Annotated in this window: 20 protein-coding genes; 18 read left to right on the top strand and 2 right to left on the bottom strand. The window is 67.7% G+C overall.

Annotation, left to right across the window (positions count from 1 at the left end; translation table 11 throughout):
* Positions 1-7: 7 nt before the first annotated feature.
* Positions 8-931, top strand: coding sequence for a homoserine kinase (gene thrB / locus ACLBW1_RS07480; RefSeq protein WP_447811062.1), 924 nt, complete (start codon positions 8-10; stop codon positions 929-931).
* 341 nt (positions 932-1,272) lie between these two features.
* Positions 1,273-3,492 carry a transcription termination factor Rho gene (gene rho, locus ACLBW1_RS07485; protein ID WP_447811064.1) on the top strand — a complete coding sequence of 740 codons (2,220 nt, stop codon included), beginning with the start codon at positions 1,273-1,275 and terminating at the stop codon, positions 3,490-3,492.
* Positions 3,493-3,543: 51 nt separating this feature from the next.
* On the opposite strand, the gene ACLBW1_RS07490 is transcribed toward rho, so the two are convergent.
* Complete coding sequence (locus ACLBW1_RS07490) at positions 3,544-4,257, bottom strand: DUF3105 domain-containing protein (RefSeq protein WP_447811065.1); 714 nt, start codon at positions 4,255-4,257, stop codon at positions 3,544-3,546.
* Between the two features lie 272 nt (positions 4,258-4,529).
* Here ACLBW1_RS07490 and rpmE point away from each other — a divergent pair, with 272 nt between their 5' ends.
* The 15 genes from rpmE to ACLBW1_RS07565 all read left to right on the top strand — a co-directional run bounded on the left by rpmE (position 4,530) and on the right by ACLBW1_RS07565 (position 17,845).
* On the top strand, positions 4,530-4,769 hold the full coding sequence (gene rpmE / locus ACLBW1_RS07495) for a 50S ribosomal protein L31 (RefSeq protein WP_447811067.1): 240 nt from the start codon (positions 4,530-4,532) through the stop codon (positions 4,767-4,769).
* Positions 4,770-4,858: 89 nt separating this feature from the next.
* Positions 4,859-5,938: a peptide chain release factor 1 gene (gene prfA / locus ACLBW1_RS07500; protein ID WP_447811068.1), complete on the top strand. Its 1,080-nt coding sequence runs from the start codon at positions 4,859-4,861 to the stop codon at positions 5,936-5,938.
* On the top strand, positions 5,935-6,810 hold the full coding sequence (gene prmC / locus ACLBW1_RS07505) for a peptide chain release factor N(5)-glutamine methyltransferase (protein ID WP_447811069.1): 876 nt from the start codon (positions 5,935-5,937) through the stop codon (positions 6,808-6,810). The genes prfA and prmC overlap by 4 nt, the downstream gene beginning before the upstream one ends.
* Before the next feature lie 34 nt (positions 6,811-6,844).
* Positions 6,845-7,498 carry an L-threonylcarbamoyladenylate synthase gene (locus tag ACLBW1_RS07510; protein WP_447811070.1) on the top strand — a complete coding sequence of 218 codons (654 nt, stop codon included), beginning with the start codon at positions 6,845-6,847 and terminating at the stop codon, positions 7,496-7,498.
* A gap of 134 nt (positions 7,499-7,632) precedes the next feature.
* Positions 7,633-8,784, top strand: coding sequence for a glycosyltransferase family 4 protein (locus ACLBW1_RS07515; protein WP_447811193.1), 1,152 nt, complete (start codon positions 7,633-7,635; stop codon positions 8,782-8,784).
* A gap of 267 nt (positions 8,785-9,051) precedes the next feature.
* A complete protein-coding gene (locus ACLBW1_RS07520) occupies positions 9,052-9,468 on the top strand; it encodes an ATP synthase subunit I (protein ID WP_447811071.1) in 417 nt (138 codons plus the stop codon).
* Positions 9,465-10,247, top strand: a complete 783-nt coding sequence (atpB, locus tag ACLBW1_RS07525) for a F0F1 ATP synthase subunit A (RefSeq protein WP_447811072.1) — start codon at positions 9,465-9,467, stop codon at positions 10,245-10,247. The genes ACLBW1_RS07520 and atpB overlap by 4 nt, the downstream gene beginning before the upstream one ends.
* A 204-nt stretch (positions 10,248-10,451) precedes the next feature.
* Positions 10,452-10,703, top strand: a complete 252-nt coding sequence (locus tag ACLBW1_RS07530) for a F0F1 ATP synthase subunit C (RefSeq protein WP_045822205.1) — start codon at positions 10,452-10,454, stop codon at positions 10,701-10,703.
* Between the two features lie 38 nt (positions 10,704-10,741).
* Positions 10,742-11,242: a F0F1 ATP synthase subunit B gene (locus ACLBW1_RS07535; protein WP_447811073.1), complete on the top strand. Its 501-nt coding sequence runs from the start codon at positions 10,742-10,744 to the stop codon at positions 11,240-11,242.
* Between the two features lie 2 nt (positions 11,243-11,244).
* Positions 11,245-12,600, top strand: a complete 1,356-nt coding sequence (locus ACLBW1_RS07540; RefSeq protein WP_447811075.1) for a F0F1 ATP synthase subunit B/delta — start codon at positions 11,245-11,247, stop codon at positions 12,598-12,600.
* 60 nt (positions 12,601-12,660) lie between these two features.
* A complete protein-coding gene (atpA, locus tag ACLBW1_RS07545; RefSeq protein WP_447811076.1) occupies positions 12,661-14,292 on the top strand; it encodes a F0F1 ATP synthase subunit alpha in 1,632 nt (543 codons plus the stop codon).
* Between the two features lie 54 nt (positions 14,293-14,346).
* Positions 14,347-15,291 (top strand): F0F1 ATP synthase subunit gamma, encoded by a 945-nt coding sequence (locus tag ACLBW1_RS07550; RefSeq protein ID WP_447811077.1) that lies wholly within the window; start codon positions 14,347-14,349, stop codon positions 15,289-15,291.
* 87 nt (positions 15,292-15,378) lie between these two features.
* A complete protein-coding gene (gene atpD, locus ACLBW1_RS07555; protein WP_447811078.1) occupies positions 15,379-16,830 on the top strand; it encodes a F0F1 ATP synthase subunit beta in 1,452 nt (483 codons plus the stop codon).
* A gap of 9 nt (positions 16,831-16,839) precedes the next feature.
* Positions 16,840-17,226, top strand: coding sequence for a F0F1 ATP synthase subunit epsilon (locus ACLBW1_RS07560; protein WP_447811079.1), 387 nt, complete (start codon positions 16,840-16,842; stop codon positions 17,224-17,226).
* Positions 17,227-17,404: 178 nt separating this feature from the next.
* Positions 17,405-17,845 carry a DUF2550 domain-containing protein gene (locus ACLBW1_RS07565; protein WP_447811080.1) on the top strand — a complete coding sequence of 147 codons (441 nt, stop codon included), beginning with the start codon at positions 17,405-17,407 and terminating at the stop codon, positions 17,843-17,845.
* A gap of 4 nt (positions 17,846-17,849) precedes the next feature.
* Here ACLBW1_RS07565 and ACLBW1_RS07570 read toward each other — a convergent pair whose 3' ends face one another.
* Positions 17,850-18,443 carry a cob(I)yrinic acid a,c-diamide adenosyltransferase gene (locus tag ACLBW1_RS07570; RefSeq protein WP_447811081.1) on the bottom strand — a complete coding sequence of 198 codons (594 nt, stop codon included), beginning with the start codon at positions 18,441-18,443 and terminating at the stop codon, positions 17,850-17,852.
* Between the two features lie 74 nt (positions 18,444-18,517).
* Between ACLBW1_RS07570 and murA the strand changes: the two genes are divergently transcribed.
* Positions 18,518-19,777, top strand: a complete 1,260-nt coding sequence (murA, locus tag ACLBW1_RS07575; protein ID WP_447811082.1) for a UDP-N-acetylglucosamine 1-carboxyvinyltransferase — start codon at positions 18,518-18,520, stop codon at positions 19,775-19,777.
* Positions 19,778-20,294: the final 517 nt, after the last annotated feature.

Here is a 20,294-nt window from a genome sequence, read left to right on the forward strand (position 1 = left end):
CGCCGTAATGAATCAGCCACTGCCGCTGGGGGTCTCGTGCTCGGTACGGGTCCCGGCGTCGTCGGCCAACATCGGGGCGGGGTTCGATTCCCTCGGTCTCGCGCTCGACATCTACGACGATCTGACCGTCACCACCATCTCCTCGGGGGTACGGGTCAGCGTCGACGGCGAGGGTGACGGTGCCGTGCCCCTCGACGACACCCATCTCGTGGTCCGGGCGCTGCTGCGCGGACTCGATGCCGGCGGAGTCGGGTCGACCGGACTCGAGATCGTCTGCCGCAACGCCATCCCGCACGCGCGGGGATTGGGATCGTCGGCCGCCGCGGTCGTGTCGGGACTCGCCGCCGCATCGGGACTCATGGCGAAGAGCGGACTGCGCCAACCGTTCTCGAACGACGAACTGATCCAGCTCGCGAGCGAGTTCGAAGGCCACCCCGACAACGCCGCAGCCAGCGTCCTCGGCTCCGCGGTGGTGTCGTGGACCGAGTTCGTCGACGGTGTGGCGCGCTATCACGCCCGCCCGCTCGCCGTGCACCCCGCGATCGCGGTCACCGCGTTCATCCCGTCGACCGAATCGTCGACGTCACTGACCCGTGGCCTGCTCCCCGACGCGGTCCCGCGCGCCGACGCGGTGTTCAACGTCAGTCGAAGCGCCCTGGCCGTCGTGGCGCTCACCAGCGATCCCGGGTGCCTGCACGCGGCGACCGCTGACCGCCTCCACCAGCACTATCGGGCCCCGGTCCTGCCCGATACGACCCATGTCGTCGACGAACTACGCGGTCGCGGTGTCGCCGCGTTCGTCTCCGGCGCAGGTCCGTCGGTGGTCGCGTTGCACGACCAGCCGCTTCCCGTGGCCGCCGTCGAACACGCCGCGCGCGTGGGCTTCGCAGCCCGGTCGTTGCGGGTGGCCGGTCCCGTCGACGTGCGCTGACGGCGTCGACGCGCGTCGTCTGTCCCCGACGCGCCGGTGGGCCGCGGTATTGCCCGACGCGTGGTTCGTGGTTAGCATGAAGAAGTCTCGCTGCGGACGTCTGTCCTCATTGCGCCTCTTCACCGACACCCCTGTACATGGAGCCTGCCCGTCCACCGGGCGCACCGGCACACCATCGGGATCTCGTTCGACGGCGGCGCATCTGCAGACGCCATCACGGCGGCAGACCCACCACACTTGACCCCGTCCTTCTCGACGGGCACGAGATCCGCGCCGCCACGGCGCGGATGATCGCCACCCCGGCGCAGGCTGAAGACCTGCGGGGGAACGAAAGGAAATCCGTGACCGATACGGACCTCATCTCGACACCTGCGGCCGATGCCTCGTCGGGGACGTCGGCGACCGCCGCGCCCGCCAAGACGAAACCCGCCCGCGCCGGCGGCCTGACGTCGATGGTTCTGACCGAACTGCGCCAACTCGCCGGTGAGCTCGGCATCAAGGGCACCTCGGGTATGCGCAAGGGCGACCTCGTCGCGGCCATCGCCGACCGCCAGGGTGGCGATTCGTCACGCGCCTCCCGTGAGCGGACCTCCGACGCGCCCGCGGCTGCGACGGCCACCGCCGCCGGTAAGGCCGACAAGGGCGCGCGGGCCGATGCCGCCCCCGCGGACGTCGAGGTGGACCGGACGCCGAAGGGTGACGGTACCGAGAAGAACACCGGGACCGAGAAAAACGGCGAGACCGAGAAGAACACCGAGACCGAGAAGAACACCGGCGCGAAGAGCGACCGGGCCGAGAGCGACGGCGCAGCGGCGAGCGACACCGCCGGTGACCGCACCCGACGCCGCAACCGCGACGGCTCCGCGCGCGATGCCGGCGATCGCGAGACCACCGATCGTGAGAACGGCGCCGAGCGCCCCCCAGCCACCGAACGCACGGCCACCGAGCGCCCAGCCACCGAGCGTGGGGGCAACGACCGCGGTGAGCAGGACGGCTCCGCTCGCACGCGTGACGGTGGCCGCAACGCCACCCGCGGCGGCGGCGGCCGGTCGGGCAACGGCAACAACAACCGCGGTGACAACAACCGCGGTGACAACAACCGCGGGGACAACAACCGTGGCGAGAACGGCAACGGCGGTGGCCGTGGCGACAACAACCGTGGCGACGGCAACCGGGGCGAGAACAACCGGGGCGAGAACAACCGGGGCGAGAACAATCGTGGTGACAACACCAACCGCGACGGCAGCCAGAACCGTGACGGCAACCGCAACAACGGTCCTCGCGACGACGACGACGACGGCACCGGTCGGGGTCGGCGCGGTCGTCGCTTCCGGGAGCGTCGTCGTGGACGTGATCGCGACGGTCAGGGCGGAGGCGGCAACGAGCGTGAACCGCAGGTCAACGACGACGACGTGTTGCAGCCGGTCGCGGGCATCCTCGACGTCCTCGACAACTACGCCTTCGTGCGGACCTCCGGCTATCTCGCCGGGCCCAACGACGTCTACGTGTCGATGAACCTGGTGCGCAAGAACGGTCTGCGCCGCGGCGATGCGCTCACCGGCGCGGTGAAGTTACCGCGCGACGGCGAGCAGCAGAGCAGCCAGCGTCAGAAGTTCAACCCGCTGGTGCGGCTCGACTCAGTGAACGGTGCCGACGTGGAGTCGGCGCGCAATCGCCCCGAGTTCGGCAAACTCACGCCGCTCTACCCGAACGAGCGTCTGCGCCTCGAGACCCGTCCCGAGCAGCTCGACACCCGCGTCATCGACCTGATCATGCCGATCGGCAAGGGCCAGCGTGCCCTGATCGTCTCGCCACCGAAGGCCGGCAAGACGACGATCATGCAGGACATCGCGAACGCGATCTCGATCAACAACCCCGAGTGCTACCTCATGGTGGTCCTCGTCGACGAGCGGCCCGAAGAGGTCACCGACATGCAGCGATCGGTGAAGGGCGAGGTCATCGCCTCGACGTTCGACCGGCCGCCGTCGGACCACACCTCGGTCTCCGAGCTCGCCATCGAGCGGGCGAAGCGCCTGGTGGAGAACGGCAAGGACGTCGTCGTCCTCCTCGACTCGATCACCCGTCTCGGCCGCGCGTACAACAACGCGTCGCCGGCATCGGGGCGCATCCTGTCCGGTGGTGTCGATTCCACCGCGCTCTACCCGCCGAAGCGTTTTCTCGGCGCAGCCCGCAACATCGAGAACGGTGGCTCGCTCACCATCATCGCCTCGGCGCTGGTGGAGACCGGTTCGACCGGTGACACGGTCATCTACGAGGAGTTCAAGGGCACCGGCAACGCCGAGCTCAAACTCGATCGCAAGATCGCCGAGCGCCGCGTCTTCCCCGCGGTCGACGTGAACCCGTCGAACACCCGCAAGGACGAGCTGTTGATGTCGCGCGAGGAGTTCGCCATCGTGCACAAGCTGCGTCGCGTCCTGTCGGGGCTCGATTCGCAGCAGGCGATCGATCTGCTGATCTCGCAGCTGAAGAAGACGACCACCAACATCGAGTTCCTGATGCAGGTGCAGAAGAACACGCCGAACGTCCCCGGCCAGGAGTGATCGGCTGCCGGTGATCGGTGGGGTTCCACCGGTCCCGGGCCGACCGGCGCCTCAGGCGTCGGGGACGGCGTCGGCCGGGAGCGCAGAGGTGTCGAACCGCGGCGGGTCGGCGACGTCGTAGACGCCGGTTCCCGCGCACGTCCCGCCGACCTCCGGGTGTCCGGCGTAGCGGCGGTCCTCGGGATACACACCGAGCTGTCCGTTCTGCCGTGTCGCCGTGATGAATTCGTCGATACGAGGGTCGTCGGCGCGGTCGACCTTCAGTTGGTGGCCCCACGACTGGATCGAGATGGGCCGATCCAGCGTGGGATACGGCGACATCAGCGTGTGGTCGCGACCCTGCACCCGACCCGCGAGGGCGGCCACTCCCGCCGCGTCGACCCGTGCCGGGTCGTAGGTCACCCACACCGCACCGTGCTCCATGGAGTGCACGGCGTTCTCGCTGCGTATCGCGACGGGATAGACGATGCCGGTGCAGGTGGCCCAGACCGCATCGTGGCGGCCGCCGATGGGCGGTGAGAACTGATAGCGCACCCGCTTGCCCGGACCCACGTGGCCGCCGGTGTAGAACTTCTTCACCACACCGGGGATGCGCGTCGCCGGATCGGGGTCGTCGGCGGTGGGCACGAATCCCGACGCCGACGAGGGGGAGTCGCCGGTGATGCCGGGGCGGGTGAGTGCGAACGCCCCGACGCCGACCACCACCGCCACCACCAGTGCGCCGATCACCACTCCCAGCATTCGTCCGCGTCGTGTGTCGGCCATCGGTCTCCCCTCGGTCGCCGGCGCCGTCCGCCGCCGGCCGCCACTGTAGTGCCGGCCGCGATCGTGGGAATTAACGCAGGTGAGCGCTGGTTGAAGCTCCATGTCGGGTGCGATCGGCACCGGCGGCACCGATTCGGTCCGCGGGCGTCGTTCTGGCATACTCGGCAAGGTTGTGCACCACCCCGGTGCACGACATCGAAGTCCGGTTCCGGTTCACACCGCCCCCGCACCAGCGGAGTCCGGTGACCCGGCGACCACGAAAGGGACACCAGATGAAGCAGGGCATCCACCCCCAGTACGTCGAGACCAACGTGGTCTGCGGCTGTGGGAACACCTTCCAGACCCGGAGCACGAAGGAGAGCGGCCAGATCACGGTCGAGGTCTGCTCCCGGTGCCACCCGTTCTACACGGGCAAGCAGAAGATCCTCGATACCGGTGGCCGCGTCGCTCGCTTCGAGAAGCGTTACGGCAAGCGCAGCCCCAAGGGCGCCGAGGCCGACGCCTCGAAGTAGTCCGTCCGTCGACGCCCGCCCCGTGCACACGCACGAGGCGGGCGTCTTCGCTTTCTCCACCCCTGAACCGACCGAAACGGAGTCGAACCGTGACCCAGAAGCCCGCGGGTACCGCGATCGACGACGTGCTGGCCGAGTACGCGGGTCTCGAATCGCAGATGTCGGACCCGTCGCTGCACGACGACCCGACGACCGCGCGGCGCGTCGGGAAACGCTTCGCCGAGCTCGCCCCCGTGATGACCACCCACACCCGGTTGGCCGCCGCGCGTGACGATCTGGAGGCCGCGCGGGAACTCGCCGCCGACGACCCGTCGTTCGCCGCGGAGATCCCTGAGCTCGAGGCGACCGTCGCCCGGCTCGACGCCGCCCTGACCGACCTGCTGGCCCCCCGCGACCCGCATGACGGCGACGACATGGTCCTGGAGATCAAGTCCGGTGAGGGCGGTGAGGAGTCGGCGCTGTTCGCTGCCGATCTCGCGCGCATGTACCTCAAATACTGTGAGCGACACGGGTTCGCCGCGCAGATGCTCGGAGTCACCGAATCCGACCTGGGCGGCTACAAGGACGCGACGCTCTCGATCAAGGCCCGCTCGGGATCGACCGAGGGGGTCTGGGGCCGGATGAAATTCGAGGGCGGTGTGCACCGCGTGCAACGTGTACCGGTCACAGAGAGCCAGGGCCGGATACACACCTCCGCCGCGGGCGTCCTCGCCTACCCCGAACCCGACGCCGTCGAGCAGGTGGAGATCGACGAGACCGACCTCCGCATCGACGTCTACCGGAGTTCGGGCAAGGGCGGGCAGGGCGTGAACACCACCGACTCGGCCGTGCGCATCACGCACCTGCCCACCAACATCGTGGTCACCTGCCAGAACGAGCGGTCGCAGCTGCAGAACAAGGCGCGCGCCATGCAGGTGCTCGCGGCGCGGCTGCAGGCCCTCGCCGAGGAGGAGGCCGACGCCGAGGCCGCCGAGGGACGCGCGGCGCAGATCCGCACCGTCGACCGCTCCGAACGGATCCGCACCTACAACTTCCCCGAGAACCGGATCACCGACCACCGCATCGGGTACAAGTCCCACAATCTCGACGCCGTGCTCGACGGCGATCTCGACGCACTGCTCGACGCCCTGACCGCCGCCGACCGGCAGGCGCGGCTCGAGGCGCAGTGACCGGGTCGGATTCGCCGGCCGCGGACCTGCGGACCGCTGTGCGTGCAGCGACCGATCGGCTGTGCACCGCGGGGGTGGCGTCACCGCGGGTCGATGCCGAACTCCTGATCGCCCATGTGCTCGGCGTCGACCGGGGGAGACTGTTCCTCGTCGATGCGATCGGCGCCGAGCAGTGTGGACGTCTCGATGGTCTCCTGGCGCGCCGCGAGGCCCGAGAACCCCTGCAGCACATCATCGGTCGCGCCGCCTTCGGGCCGATCGAACTCGCCGTGGGCCCCGGTGTCTTCGTTCCGCGTCCGGAGACCGAGGCGCTGCTCGAATGGGCGGTCGGCGAGTGCGCCCGGAACGCCCCGGCCCCCGCGGTGGTCGATCTGTGCTCCGGCAGCGGCGCGCTGGCGATAGCGGTGGCCACCTCGGTCCCCGACGCCACGGTCACCGCCGTCGAGAAGGACGCCGAGGCGTGGACGTGGTTGCAGCGCAACGTCGATGCCGCGCCGGAGGCGGTACGACGACGCATCGGGACCCGCCGCGCCGACGTGCTCGACCCCGACGCGATCGGTGACCTTCGTGCCGACGTCGTGGTGAGCAACCCGCCGTATGTCCCGCTCGGTGCCGCACTCGATCCGGAGGTCGTCGGCCACGACCCCGCGGTCGCGCTCTTCGGTGGCGACGACGGCATGTCGGTGATCACCCCGATGGCCGGTGTGATCGCGGGGATGTTGCGCACCGGGGGAGCGTGCGGCATCGAGCACGACGACACCACCTCCGACGCCGTCGTGGCGGCGCTCGGTGCGTCGGGCGCATTCACCGACATCACCGCGCACCACGATCTGGCCGGTCGCCCCCGGTTCGTGACCGCCCGCCGCGTGTGAGCGACCCCCGACCCCCACATGCAAGGATGAGTTCGTGAGCACGGTGTTCGATTGCAATGATGATCATTCACGCAGCGCAGGGGTCCACGCGGCCGTCGGTGCGGTGCGGCAGGGTCGGCTTGTCGTGATGCCGACCGACACGCTGTACGGATTGGGTTGCGACGCCTTCGATTCCGACGCGGTCACCTCCCTTCTCGCGACCAAGAACCGGGGCCGCGACATGCCGGTGCCGGTCCTCGTCGGTTCCTGGGACACCATCGACGGCCTCGTGCTGTCGGTCAGCACCCGCATGCGCGAACTCGTCCGGGCCTTCTGGCCGGGCGGGTTGAGTCTCGTCGTCGAGCAGGCGCCGTCGCTGGCCTGGGACCTCGGCGACACCAGTGGGACGGTGATGGTGCGCATGCCGCTGCATCCCGTGGCGATCGAGGTCCTCCGCGAGGTCGGCCCGATGGCGGTGTCGAGTGCGAACCGGTCGGGACAACCGCCGGCCACCACCGCCGAGGAGGCCCGCGGCCAGCTCGGCGACGACGTCGCGGTGTACCTCGACGGCGGCCCCGCCGCCCACGCCACGCCGTCGACGATCGTCGACCTGACCGGCTCCACCCCACGGATCCTGCGTACCGGGGCCGTCGCGGCCGAGGAGATCGCCGAGGTTCTCGGCGTCGAGACGGCCACACTCCTCGACTGACGCCCCGCGCGCCACGTCGGGACCGGGCGCGTGCGGATGACCACATCGCGGTCGCGCACCAGTACCGTTGAGCCGTGTTTCTCGCGGCAGCAGACGTGTCCACCGGCGGTGCCGGTGTGCCCCTGCGTGAGTTGATGCTGGTCGGCCTCACCGCGGCCGTCATCACCTACCTCGCCACGGGCTTCGTCCGCGTGGTGGCGACGCGGGTCGGCGCCGTCGCCGTCCCCCGTGTGCGCGATGTCCACGCGATCCCGACACCCCGCCTCGGTGGGGTGGGCATGCTGCTCGGGGTGCTCGCGGCGATCGTCCTCGCCCAGCAGCTGCCGGCGCTCACCCGGGGTTTCGCGTACACCGACGACATGAACGCCGTGCTGGTGGCGGGTTTGGTCATCGTGGCGGTGGGCATCATCGACGACCGGTGGGGGCTCGACGCGTTGACGAAATTCGTCGGCCAGCTGACCGCCGCGGGCGTCCTGGTCCTGATGGGCGTGAGCTGGACGGTGATCTACGTACCGTTCGGCAATGTCGGGACCGTGGTGCTCGATCCGCTGCAGTCCGGCCTGCTGACGATCGCGATCACCGTGGCGACCATCAACGCGATCAACTTCGTCGACGGACTCGACGGGCTCGCAGCCGGTCTCGCCCTCATCGCTGCGCTGGCGATCCTGCTGTTCTCGCTCGGTCTGCTCCGGGATCAGGGGGGAGACGTCAGCTACTACCCGCCTGCGCTGATCTCGGTCAGCCTGGCCGGTGCGTGCCTCGGTTTCCTCCCGCACAATTTCCAGCCCGCGCGCATCTTCATGGGCGATTCGGGGTCGATGCTCATCGGCCTGATGCTGGCCACGGCGTCGACGAGTGCCTCGGGTCGCATCGCGGTCAACGCCTACGGCCCGGCCGACCTGTTCTCGCTGCTGTCGCCGCTGATCCTCGTCGCCGCGGTCATGTTCATCCCGATGCTCGACATGCTCCTCGCCGTCATCCGGCGTACGCGCGCCGGCGTCGGCTTCTACACGCCGGACAAGATGCACCTGCACCACAGGCTTCTGGAACTGGGTCATTCGCAGCGACGGGTGGTGCTGGTCATCTACCTGTGGGTCGCGGTACTGGCGTTCAGCGTCGCCGCCAGCACGATGTTCTCGGTGTCCGTCGTCGCACCCGCACTCGCTGCCGGGCTGGTCCTGGCGATGATCGCCACGATCGTCCCGCGCCTACGACGTAGGGTCGTCGATCGCCGCGTCGACCACCCCGCGGCACCGGTGCCGGACGCGGTGAACCGGACATATTAGTCCGTGTAGTACTATGTCGCGTAGTAGGACGACCGACGACAGCCGGGAACCGTTCCACCGAGCCCCACCCCACGTCACACCCCCGGTGTCAGGTTGATATGGTCACATCAACCGGTGAGCTTACGTCCGCTTTACTTTCGCGGCACGCACGCTCGATGGACAGTGCTCTGGCAACGGGCAGTGGACGACCGACCGTGAGGCCACCCGCCCGCACGACCGCGGCGCTCGACGACGAGCACCGCGCGCTCCCGACCCGAGGAGAGGCAGATGACGATGTCAGCCCCCGAGTCGACACAGTTCTATCCCGAGATCCCGCTCAGCCTGGCGCGCCCGGCCATCATCGCCGGCGTCGCGGCCACCGCGGTCCTCGTCATCAGCGCAGTCGTCGGGCATGTGTTCTTCGGCGTCTGGTTCGCCGTGGGGATGGTGCTCTCCCTCGTCAACGCCAAGATGGTGCAGGCGTCGGTCGGTTCCGCCACCGCCGACGACGAGAACCCACGTAAGAAGCCCGTCGTGCTCAACACGGCGGTGCGTCTCGGCATCATCACCGTCGCCGCACTCGCGGTGGCATTCATCTTCCGGCCCGAGGGACTCGGCGTGATGTTCGGGCTGGCGCTGTGTCAGGTGATCGTGGTCCTCTCCACGGTGATCCCCGTCATGAAAGGACTCCGCAAGCAGTCATGACCTCCGTATCCACATGGGCCGCAGAGGCCGAATCCGGGGCCGAGTCCGACTCCAAGATCGAGGTCGGACACCACATCGTCCGTGACTTCTTCGGGATGTCGTTCAACATCGACACCATCATCGGCACCTCCGTCGCCGCCATCATCCTGATCGGCTTGGCGTTCATCCTGCGGGCGAAGGTCACCTCGCGTGGCGTCCCCAACGGCGTGCAGCTGTTCTTCGAAGCCGTCACCAACCAGATGCGTGGGCAGGTCGAGAGCTCCATCGGCATGCGCGTCGCGCCGTTCGTGCTCCCGCTCGCGGTCGGGTTGTTCACCTTCATCCTCATCTCGAACTGGCTCGCGGTACTCCCTGTGCAGTACGGCAACTCCGAGGGCGTCGCCGGCGAGTGGCTCAAGCCCCCGGCGTCGGACATCAACTACGTCTACGCCCTCGCCCTCACCGTGTTCGTCTGGTACCACGCCGCCGGCTTCCGCAAGCGCGGGCCGTTCGGTTACCCGATGAAGCTGGTGCGCGGCCACGTGATCGGGCTCGCCCCGATCAACATCATCGAGGAGATCGCGAAGCCGGTCTCGCTGTCGCTGCGACTCTTCGGCAACATCTTCGCCGGTGGCATCATGGTCTCGCTGATCACGCTGTTCCCGCCGTACATCATGTGGGCGCCGAACTCGATCTGGAAGCTGTTCGACCTCTTCGTCGGACTCATCCAGGCGTTCATCTTCGCCCTGCTGACCATCCTCTACTTCAGTCAGTCGATGGAGTCCGAGGACGCGCACTAGCCACACCGCGCACCAGATCTCCGTTCGGCATCCGCCGGACCGGACCGGACCGCCGAGAGGCCGGCCTCGATCACGAGGCCGGACCCCACGGCCACGAAATGGAAACGGTCGACACCGCGTCGATCGCCAGACCTGGCTGATGACCGCATCGGCCGGCACCAGAACTGGCACCGTGAGTGCCAGTACAGCGAAAGGGAAAGTCACATGGATCCAACGATTGGAATGGGCGCACTGATCGGCGGCGGCCTGATCCTCGGCGGCGGTGCCATCGGCGCCGGCATCGGCGACGGCCTGGCCGGTGCTCAGCTGATCGCGGGAATCGCCCGTCAGCCGGAGGCCCAGAGCCGACTGTTCACGCCCTTCTTCATCACCGTCGGCCTCGTCGAGGCCGCGTACTTCATCAACCTGGCATTCATGGCGTTGTTCGTCTTCGCCACGCCGATCTCGGCTTCCTGACCACGGGGCCCGGGTAGACACGGAATCAGGTAGACACCATGGCGCTCGCCGCACAGAACTTCCTCATACCGAACGGCACGTTCTTCGTCGTGCTGATCATCTTCCTCATCGTGCTTGCCGTGATCGGCAAGTTCGTCGTCCCGCCGATCAAGGCGGTGCTCGAGGAGCGGGAGGAGACGGTCACGCAGACCGGCAACGACAACCGCACGGCCACAGAGGAGTTCGAGAACGCCGAGGCGGAGTACCGCGAGGCGATGAAGTCGGCTCGCGGCGAGGCCACCGGTATCCGTGACGAGGCCCGGGCCAAGGGTCGCGAGTCGTTGGAGCAGATGCGCACACGCGCCACCGCAGAATCCGACGGCGTCCTCGCCGAGGCGACCACCCAGCTGCGGTCGCAGGGCGAGCAGGCTGCAGCCGCGGCCCGCGAGGATGTCGGTCGGCTCTCGTCCGAGCTCGCGAGTCGTGTGCTCGGGTTCGAGGTGTCGGCAGACGATGCGACCTTCGACAAGCAGGCGTCGACCAGCGGGACGGTGAGCTGACCATGGGGATCTTCATCGGACAGCTCGTCGGTTTCATCGTCATCGTCTTCGTGCTGGTGCGTTACGTCGCACCGCCGGTACGGGCAGCGATGAAGAAGCAGCAGGACACCATCGCCACCCAGCTCTCCGAGAGCGAAGAGGCGAAGAAGCGTCTGGCCGAGGCGAAGGAAGCCCACGCCAACGCGGTGGAGGAGGCTCGCGCCTCAGCCAGCCAGATCCGCGAGGAGGCCCGTGGCGACGCCCAGGCCATCGCCGAGGAGATGGCCGCCCAGGCCGACGCCGAGGTCAAGCGCATCACCGAGCACGGCAAGACGCAGGTCGCACTCAACCGTGCCAGCCTCGTCCGCCAGCTCCGCGGTGATCTGGGTCTGGCCTCGGTCGACCTCGCGGGGCAGATCGTCCGCCGGCACCTCGGCGACGTCTCCGCCCAGCAGCAGTCGATCGACAGGGTGATCTCCGAACTCGAGGACATGGCGGGGTCGAACGACGGCTCGGCGTCCTCACGCATCTCCGCACCCTCGGATCTCGTCGGACTCCACTCGATGCGGGCGGCGAGTCGTGACTCGGTGCGCGCGCTGAGCGAGGAGTTCGACAACCGCACCGGTTCGCTCGACGCCGACGGTCTCGTCCGTCTCGCCGGGGAACTCGCCGACGTCGTCGATCTGCTGGGCCGCGAGCCGGTCCTGCGCAAGCATCTCGCCGAGCCGTCGGACGACACCGCATCCAAGACCGCGCTCTCCGACCGCATCTTCGCCACCTCGGGTGAAGACGCCCAGGCGCTGCTGCGCAGCGCGGTGACCGGTCGCTGGTCGGCGACGAGCGACTTCACCTTCGCGATCGAGAGGCTCGCGCGGTATGCGCTGCTCATCGTGGCCGAGAAGGCGAACTCGATCGACGAGGTCGAGGACGAGCTCTTCCGCTTCGGTCGACTCCTGGTGGCCGAGCCCAAGCTGAGCGCATTGCTGTCCGACACCAACGCGCCGATCGAGGGGCGTCTCGGACTGCTCGACACGGTGCTGGCGGGCAAGGCGAACGAGACCACCGCGGCCCTCATCACGCAGACCGTGCGCCTGCTCCGTGGTCAGCCCGCCGCATCGGCGGTGTCGGACCTGGCCGAGCTGGCTGCCGCACGGCGAGGGGAATCGGTGGCGCACGTCGTCGCCGCGACCGACCTCTCCGACGAGCAGCGCGAGAAGTTGACCACCGTCCTCGGTCGGATCTACGACCGTGAGATCTCCACGCAGGTGGAGGTCGACCCCGATCTGCTCGGTGGACTGCGGATCGCCATCGGCGACGAGGTCATCGACGCCGACATCGCAACCCGTCTGGCCCGTGCGGCCGACGAGCTGCCCACGTAGTCGCCGACCGGCGACCGACGAACCACAGATCACACCCCTACGCAAGGAAGACGAAAACCCATGGCGGAGTTGACGATCTCATCTGACGAGATCAAGGGCGCTATCGAGCAGTACGTCTCGTCGTTCACAGCAGAGGCATCCCGCGAGGAGGTCGGCGTCGTGACCGACACCTCCGACGGCATCGCGCACGTCAGCGGACTGCCCGGCGCGATGGCCAACGAGCTCCTCGAGTTCCCGGGAGGAGTGCTCGGCGTCGCGCTGAACCTCGACGAGGACGAGATCGGCGTGGTCATCCTCGGTGACTACGAGTCGATCGAGGAAGGCCAGCAGGTCTCGCGCACCGGCGACGTGCTGTCGGTACCGGTCGGCGACAAGTTCCTCGGACGCGTGGTCAACCCGCTCGGGCAGCCCATCGACGGTCAGGGCGAGATCGAGTCGGCCGAGGACCGCGTGCTGGAGCTGCAGGCGGCCAGCGTGCTCGAGCGCCAGCCGGTCGAGGAGTCGCTCGCCACCGGCATCACGGCCATCGACGCCATGACGGCGATCGGCCGCGGCCAGCGTCAGCTCATCATCGGCGACCGCAAGACCGGCAAGACCGCGGTCTGCATCGACGCGATCCTGAACCAGAAGGCGAACTGGGAGACCGGTGATCCGGCCAAGCAGGTCCGCTGCATCTACGTCGCCATCGGTCAGAAGGGTTCGACGATCGCCGGTGTCAAGAAGGCACTCGAGGACGCCGGCTCGCTGGAGTACACGACCATCGTCGCCGCGCCCGCCTCGGATTCGGCCGGCTTCAAGTGGCTCGCGCCCTACACCGGTTCGGCGATCGGCCAGCACTGGATGTACGAGGGCAAGCATGTCCTCATCGTGTTCGACGACCTGACCAAGCAGGCCGAGGCCTACCGCGCCATCTCCCTGCTGCTGCGTCGTCCGCCGGGCCGTGAGGCCTACCCCGGCGACGTGTTCTACCTGCACTCGCGTCTGCTGGAGCGGTGCGCGAAGCTGTCTGACGAGCTCGGCGGCGGTTCGATGACCGGCCTGCCGATCATCGAGACCAAGGCCAACGACGTCTCGGCGTTCATCCCGACCAACGTCATCTCGATCACCGACGGCCAGGTCTTCCTCGAGTCCGACCTGTTCAACAAGGGCGTCCGGCCGGCCATCAACGTCGGTACCTCGGTGTCGCGCGTCGGTGGTGCCGCACAGACCAAGGGCCTCAAGAAGGTCAGTGGCTCCCTGCGTCTCGAGCTGGCGCAGTTCCGTGAGCTCGAGGCCTTCTCGGCCTTCGCCTCCGACCTCGACGATGCGTCGAAGGCGCAGCTCGAGCGTGGCGCGCGCTGGGTCGAGCTGCTCAAGCAGAACCAGTACAGCCCGGTGTCGGTGGAGGACCAGATCATCACGATCTACCTCGCCGGTGAGGGTCACTTCGACTCGGTGCCCGTCGACGACGTCAAGCGTTTCGAGGGTGAGCTGGTGAGCCATCTGCACCACGCCGCGTCGGGTGTGTACGAGTCGATCGCCGGCGGCAAGGCGCTGTCCGACGATCAGGCCGAGGCGCTGGTCAGCGAGGTCAACAAGTTCAAGCAGGGCTACCTGACGAGCGACGGTTCGCGTGTGGTGAACGAGGAGGAGTCCGGCTCGCTGGATCCCGACGAGGTCACCAACGAAGAGATCAAGCTCAAGAAGAAGTAGACCGGTGACCAACGAAGTCCGTACGACCAATCCGAAAGGGGTGTGAGGCAGCCGATGGCAAGCATCCGTGAACTGCGCTCACGCATCAGGTCGGTGCAGTCGACGCGCAAGATCACCAAGGCGCAGGAGCTGATCGCGACGTCGCGGATCACCAAGGCCCAGGCCAGGGTGACCGCGTCGAAGCCCTACGCCGAGGAGATGACGACGGTCCTGACCGAGCTCGCGAGCAAGTCGAGCACGCTGGACCATCCGTTGCTCGTCGAGCGTCCCGAGCCCAAGCGGGCCGCCGTGCTGGTGGTCACCAGTGACAGCGGTCAGTGTGGTGGCTACAACTCGAACGTGCTGCGGGAGACCCGTGAGCTGCTCTCCCTGCTGCGTGACGAGGGCAAAGAGCCGATCATCTTCGTGATGGGACGGAAGGGACTGCTGTACTTCACCTTCCGCGACATCGAGGTGGCCGGGTCGTGGACCGGCTTCAGTCAGCAGCCGCGGTACTCAGACGCGAAGACCGCCACCGATCGACTGGTCGACCTGTTCGTCGCCGGCTCGGGCGAGCAGGTGGAGTCCGACGGCGACGAGGATCTGCCCGCCACCGAGGGCGTCGACGAACTGCACATCGTCTACACGCGTTTCGCGTCGATGCTGAGCCAGGTGCCCGAGGTACGGCGCATGGCGCCGCTCGTGGTGTCCAGCGACGACGAGGGTGACGCCGGTGACGACAGCGACGAGAGCCCCGATCGCAACTACTCGTTCGAGCCGGGCGCGGAGACGCTGCTCTCGGCCCTGCTGCCGAAGTACATCGCGACGCGTGTGTACGCGGCTCTGCTCGAGGCCGCGGCCTCGGAGTCGGCGGCGCGACGCACTGCCATGAAGGCGGCGACCGACAACGCCGACGAGCTGATCACCGATCTGTCGCGGCAGGCGAACCAGCTCCGCCAGGCACAGATCACCCAGGAGATCAGCGAGATCGTCGGCGGAGCCAGCGCACTCGCCAAATGACGCAACGGCCGCGCGCGAGCATCGCTCGTCGGGGCCACGAACACTCGACAACGACGTAACGGCCCCCGAAGCCAGGAAGTGACCACCATGAGCACAGCAACAACCGAAGCCCCCCGCGGCTCCTCGGCGACCGAGTCGGCGGGGCGTGTAGTCCGCGTCATCGGCCCCGTCGTCGACGTGGAGTTCCCGCGCGGGTCGGTTCCGGAACTGTTCAACGCCCTCCACGCGGAGATCGCGCTGAAGTCCGTCGCCAAGACGCTGACCCTCGAGGTGGCGCAGCACCTCGGTGACAACCTCGTGCGCACCGTCTCGATGCAGCCCACCGACGGCCTGACCCGTGGCACCGAGGTGAGCGACACCGGTCGTTCGATCTCGGTCCCCGTCGGCGATGTCGTCAAGGGTCACGTCTTCAACGCCCTCGGCGACTGCCTCGACGCCCCGGGCACCGGCCAGGACGGCGAGCTGTGGAGCATCCACCGCAAGCCGCCTGCCTTCGACCAGCTCGAGGGCAAGACCGAGATCCTCGAGACCGGCATCAAGGTCATCGACCTGCTGACCCCGTACGTGAAGGGCGGCAAGATCGGTCTGTTCGGTGGTGCCGGTGTCGGCAAGACCGTTCTGATCCAGGAGATGATCACCCGTATCGCCCGCGAGTTCGCCGGCACGTCGGTGTTCGCCGGCGTCGGTGAACGCACCCGTGAGGGCACCGACCTCCACCTCGAGATGGAGGAGATGGGCGTCCTGCAGGACACCGCGTTGGTGTTCGGTCAGATGGACGAGCCGCCGGGCACGCGTATGCGCGTCGCGCTCTCGGCCCTCACCATGGCCGAGTACTTCCGCGACGAGAAGCACCAGGACGTGTTGCTCTTCATCGACAACATCTTCCGCTTCACCCAGGCCGGCTCCGAGGTCTCGACGCTGCTCGGTCGTATGCCGTCCGCGGTCGGTTACCAGCCGACGCTGGCCGACGAGATGGGTGAGCTCCAGGAGCGCATCACCTCGACGCGCGGTAACTCGATCACCTCGCTGCAGGCGATCTATGTGCCCGCCGACGACTACACCGACCCGGCGCCTGCGACCACGTTCGCCCACCTCGACGCCACCACCGAGCTGTCGCGTCCCATCTCGCAGCTCGGTATCTACCCGGCTGTCGACCCGCTGACGTCGACCTCGCGCATCCTCGAGGCCTCGATCGTGGGCGATGAGCACTTCCGCGTCGCCAACGAGGTCAAGCGCATCCTGCAGAAGTACAAGGAGCTGCAGGACATCATCGCCATCCTCGGTATGGACGAGCTGTCCGAAGAGGACAAGGTCACCGTCCAGCGTGCGCGGCGCATCCAGAAGTTCCTGGGTCAGAACTTCATCGTCGCCGAGAAGTTCACCGGCCAGAAGGGTTCGGTCGTGCCGCTGTCGGACACCATCGAGGCGTTCGACCGCGTGGCCAAGGGCGAGTTCGATCACCTGCCCGAGCAGGCCTTCAACAGCTGCGGCGGTCTCGACGACGTGGAGGCCGCGGCCCAGAAGATCTCGGGGAAGTGATCGGCGCCCATGGCTGACACAGGCTTTCCGGTCGAGGTCGTCTCCGTCGAGGAACGGCTGTACTCGGGCGAGGCCACCTTCGTGATCGCCCAGACCACCGAGGGCGAACTCGGCATCCTCAACCATCACGAGCCGCTCCTCGGACAGCTGATCCCCGGTGGGTTCGTGATGATCGAGCAGTCCGACGGCAAACGTCGTGTCGCCGCGGTGCAGGGGGGGTTCCTCTCGGTCACCGGCGAGACGGTGACGGTGCTCGCGGAATCCGCGGAGTGGGCCCGGGACATCGACGTCGATGCCGCCCGTGCCGACCTCGAGTCGTCGGAGGAGGGCACCGAGGAGCACGAGCGAGCGCTGTCGCGGATCCGAGCGGTGGAGCAGCTCAACCAGGAGAAGTGATCTCCACCTCGCCGGATGCCCACGGTGTCGACACCGTGGCATCCTGGGGAGGTCAACGTCGATACGGCGTCGGTCCCCGCAAACACCTGGTGTTTGCGGGGATCGCTGTATCCGGCGTGGCACGCACCGATGCGACCACGACGCCCCGAGCGCGGTGGGCGTCGAACAGGAGGTGGCGATGAACACGATGACCGTCGTGGTGACCGTCGCCGTCGTGCTCGCCCTCGTCGTCGTCGTGATGGTCGTGGTCGTCGGCTCCCGGGTGAATCGACTGCGCAACAGCGGCACCGCGGTGCTGTTGCGCGCGCTTCCGGCGGGACACGATCAGGGTTGGAGACACGGCATCGTCCGATACGACGACAACACGATGCTCTTCTACCGCCTGAGCAGTCTGCGCACCGGACCGAGCGAGGTCATCGCCCGGCAGTCGATCGAGACCCGCGGGCGCCGGCGTCCGGAGGGCAGCGAGGTCGACGTCATCGACGCGATGACGATCGTCGAGATCGGCGCGGACGGGGCGGACTACGAACTCGCCATGGACCCGGGGGCGATCACGGCTTTCCAGTCGTGGGTCGAATCTCGGCCACCGGTCCGTTCCCAGCGTCGCCGGTCGGCCTGATCGTTCAATCCTTCCGCGTCGGTCGTTGACGTTCCCCGCCGGGAGCCCACAGCACATCGCCGTCTGTGTTGACCGCGCGCGACAGGATGAACAGCAGATCCGACAGGCGGTTGAGGTACCGCGCGGGCAACGCCGACATGTCGTCGGGATGTTCCGCCATCGCGGCCCACGCCGATCGTTCTGCTCGGCGGACCACCGTCCGCGCCTGATGGAGCAGCGCGCTCAAGGCGGTGCCCCCGGGAAGGACGAACGAATCGAGCGGCGCCTGCCCGTCGGCGAACTCGTCGCACCATGTCTCGAGGGCGTCGACGTAGGACTGCTGCACGCGCAGCGGCGGGTATTCGGGATCGGCGACAACGGGCGTCGCGAGGTCTGCGCCGGCGTCGAAGAGGTCGTTCTGGATGGTGACCAGGACGGCCCGGACGTGGTCGTCGGGTGCACCGAGTGCGATCGCGGTCCCGATCGCGGCGTTCGCCTCGTCGCAGTCGGCGTACGCGACCACGCGGGCGTCGGTCTTGCTGACGCGGGAGAAGTCACTGAGACCGGTGGTGCCGTCATCGCCGGTGCGTGTGTAGATCTTGGTCAGGTGAACGGCCATGGAGGTCAACCTACCTTCTGTGCCGATCGCGCTCCCGGGGCCGACCGTGGTCGGAAGGTCGATAGGCTCGGACCGTGAATGATCGCTTTCTCGTCACCGGAGGTGCCCGCCTGCAGGGTGAGGTGTCCGTGGTGGGAGCCAAGAACAGTGTCCTGAAGCTGATGGCCGCTGCCTTGCTCGCCGAGGGGCGGACGACGCTCACCAACTGCCCACTGATCGCCGACGTGCCGTTGATGGCGGAGGTCCTCCGTGGCCTGGGGGCGACGGTGGCCCTCGACGGCGATGTGGTCCACATCGACACACCGGACCGACCGAGCTTCCACGCCGATTTCGATGCGGTGAAACAGTTCCGGGCGTCGGTCTGCGTCCTCGGACCGCTTCTGGCCCGATGTCATCGCGCGGTCGTCGCGTTGCCGGGTGGAGACGCCATCGGCTCGCGACCGCTCGACATGCACCAGGCCGGGCTACGCGCGCTCGGCGCACAGAGCACCATCGAACACGGATGTGTGGTGGCCGAGGCCGACAGGCTCACCGGCGCGGCGGTGGCACTGGAGTTCCCCTCGGTGGGTGCCACCGAGAACATCCTGATGGCGGCGGTGTTGGCCGACGGGGTGACCACCATCGACAACGCTGCGCGAGAGCCCGAGATTGTCGATCTCTGCGAGATGCTGACGCAGATGGGAGCCGACATCTCGGGGGCCGGGACCTCGACACTGACGGTGCGGGGTGTGCCGACGTTGACGCCGACCACGCATCCGGTGGTGGGGGATCGGATCGTCGCCGCAACGTGGGGTGTCGCCGCGGCCATGACGCGCGGAGACATCACCGTCACCGGGGTCGACCCCGCGCACCTGCAGCTCGTGCTGCACAAGCTGGGCGATGCCGGCGCGCAGGTGGATCGCTTCGACAACGGGTTCCGCGTACGTCAACTCGAACGCCCGACCGCGGTGAACTTCTCGACGTTGCCGTTCCCGGGGTTCCCGACCGATCTGCAACCGATGGCGATCGGGCTCGCCGCAGTCGCCGACGGGATGTCGGTCATCACCGAGAACGTCTTCGAGGCGCGTTTCCGTTTCGTGGAAGAGATGATCCGTCTGGGCGCCGACGCCAGGACCGACGGTCATCACGCGGTGATCAGAGGGATCGAGCAGCTCTCGAGCGCGCCGGTGTGGTGCTCGGACATCCGCGCCGGCGCAGGACTGGTGTTGGCAGGCTTGGTGGCCGATGGCGTGACCGAGGTGCACGACGTGTTCCACATCGATCGCGGATACCCCGAGTTCATCGACAAGCTGCGTGGATTGGGTGCCGACATCGAGCGGGTGACCGGAAGCTGACGACGAATCCCTGTGGCGTGGGTCTCAGTATTGCTGTCCACCAGCCGATTTCGTGCGAAAACGGGGCGGACGTACCAAGAACGCCGCAGGTCACGCTGGGTTCGACACGCTGTGCACCACACGATTTGACGCCGCAGCCGCGATCCGCGTAACTTCTTCCAAGTCAGCGCGCCACGGCGCCTCCCCGGAGAGAAATCACCGGGTAGAAGGAAACCGGGCTCGAGCGCAGACCACCACAGTTCCACTGATCACCGCGAGAGCGGGATTCACGACTGCGGTGGGCAGGGTCGAGATTGCCTCCCGAACACCGGGTTGGCGTCACCGAGAACCTCTGCTAGGCTGGAAAAGTTGCCCCGGTGACGGAGCAACGACATCTGAACAAGTCCACGAACGGACGGCCTCGACGAGGTCCCGACGACGTGGGTGTGTGTTCTTTGAGAACTCGATAGTGTGTTGATGGATTGTTTATGCCATTTTTTGTGGTGTCGGTTTTGAGTCCGGCACTGTTTTGTGATGC

This window comes from Williamsia sp. M5A3_1d (genome assembly GCF_053345315.1).

Coding starts and splice junctions, on each gene's coding strand:
- ACLBW1_RS07530 (WP_045822205.1), top strand. CDS start 10,452: ATGGATCCAACGATTGGAATGGGCGCACTGATCGGCGGCGGCCTGATC.
- ACLBW1_RS07565 (WP_447811080.1), top strand. CDS start 17,405: ATGAACACGATGACCGTCGTGGTGACCGTCGCCGTCGTGCTCGCCCTC.
- atpB (WP_447811072.1), top strand. CDS start 9,465: ATGACCTCCGTATCCACATGGGCCGCAGAGGCCGAATCCGGGGCCGAG.
- thrB (WP_447811062.1), top strand. CDS start 8: ATGAATCAGCCACTGCCGCTGGGGGTCTCGTGCTCGGTACGGGTCCCG.
- atpA (WP_447811076.1), top strand. CDS start 12,661: ATGGCGGAGTTGACGATCTCATCTGACGAGATCAAGGGCGCTATCGAG.
- ACLBW1_RS07520 (WP_447811071.1), top strand. CDS start 9,052: ATGACGATGTCAGCCCCCGAGTCGACACAGTTCTATCCCGAGATCCCG.
- ACLBW1_RS07490 (WP_447811065.1), bottom strand. CDS start 4,257: ATGGCCGACACACGACGCGGACGAATGCTGGGAGTGGTGATCGGCGCA.
- ACLBW1_RS07570 (WP_447811081.1), bottom strand. CDS start 18,443: ATGGCCGTTCACCTGACCAAGATCTACACACGCACCGGCGATGACGGC.
- rpmE (WP_447811067.1), top strand. CDS start 4,530: ATGAAGCAGGGCATCCACCCCCAGTACGTCGAGACCAACGTGGTCTGC.
- ACLBW1_RS07535 (WP_447811073.1), top strand. CDS start 10,742: ATGGCGCTCGCCGCACAGAACTTCCTCATACCGAACGGCACGTTCTTC.
- ACLBW1_RS07560 (WP_447811079.1), top strand. CDS start 16,840: ATGGCTGACACAGGCTTTCCGGTCGAGGTCGTCTCCGTCGAGGAACGG.
- ACLBW1_RS07550 (WP_447811077.1), top strand. CDS start 14,347: ATGGCAAGCATCCGTGAACTGCGCTCACGCATCAGGTCGGTGCAGTCG.
- ACLBW1_RS07515 (WP_447811193.1), top strand. CDS start 7,633: ATGCTGGTCGGCCTCACCGCGGCCGTCATCACCTACCTCGCCACGGGC.
- atpD (WP_447811078.1), top strand. CDS start 15,379: ATGAGCACAGCAACAACCGAAGCCCCCCGCGGCTCCTCGGCGACCGAG.
- ACLBW1_RS07540 (WP_447811075.1), top strand. CDS start 11,245: ATGGGGATCTTCATCGGACAGCTCGTCGGTTTCATCGTCATCGTCTTC.